The organism is Oleiphilus sp. HI0128, assembly GCF_001635365.1.
Genome location: NZ_LWGG01001400.1, coordinates 1 through 788, shown reverse-complemented (window position 1 = coordinate 788; position 788 = coordinate 1). Strand labels below are relative to the sequence as shown.

The following is a 788-nucleotide window of genomic DNA, read 5'->3' as shown; positions in this document are numbered from 1 at the left end:
GAAAGTAACTGATGTTCTTGAAGAGGGTCAGATGGTTAAGGTTAAGGTTCTAGATGTCGATAACCGAGGCCGTATCAAGCTAAGCATGAAAGAATTAGCTGAAGCTGAATAAGCTTTAGTGATGAAACTTAGGTCACTTGCAGTGCATTGAGTGGCCATTAAAGGAAGGGAGGTTTGAAAACCTCCCTTTTTTTATGCTTAAAATACCTTCAATAAAAAAGAGTAGGAAACAGTGAGAGGCGGTAATGGTGGAAAATTATTCTAAGCAAGGGCAGGCGCTAGAGGCCTTTCTCATCAAACATCTCCCGCTGGCTCGTGCCGCCCAGGTTTCTATTGATGCCTATGATGGCGAAACACTAAAGGTCAGCGCACCGTTATCAGAGAATATTAACGATAAAGGCACCGCTTTTGGTGGAAGCTTATACAATCTCTGTGTGATCGCCGGTTGGGGAATGACTCAGCTTAAAGCTGAAGCGCTAGGGCTTAAGGGAGATATCGTTGTTGCCAAGGGGGAGATCAACTACCTTCGGCCACTGAGAGGCCGGCTTGTCGCCACGGCTTATGCACCTGCACCCGAAATCTTGGAAAAAGCTCAGCACCATCACACCGGGCTTGGAAAATCGGTCTTCCATATTGAGGTGAGCGTCCCGGATGAGAATGGCAAAACCTGCGTTAAGTTTAGCGGTAAGTACGCAGTATTAGCCGCTCAAACTTGATGATAGTGTTTGATAACGTGATGGATGGCCTGACAGAGTTTTGCTAGTTCATCATTGCTCATGACATAAGGC

2 protein-coding genes are annotated in these 788 nt (G+C 46.2%); both read left to right on the top strand.

Features of this window, described 5'->3' with window-relative positions:
• A partial coding sequence (locus A3763_RS27765; protein WP_156495282.1) for a S1 RNA-binding domain-containing protein occupies window positions 1–112 on the top strand: 112 nt, incomplete at its 5' end.
• A gap of 133 nt (window positions 113–245) precedes the next feature.
• Window positions 246–716, top strand: coding sequence for a YiiD C-terminal domain-containing protein (locus A3763_RS22945; protein ID WP_068515199.1), 471 nt, complete (start codon window positions 246–248; stop codon window positions 714–716).
• Window positions 717–788 lie beyond the last annotated feature (72 nt).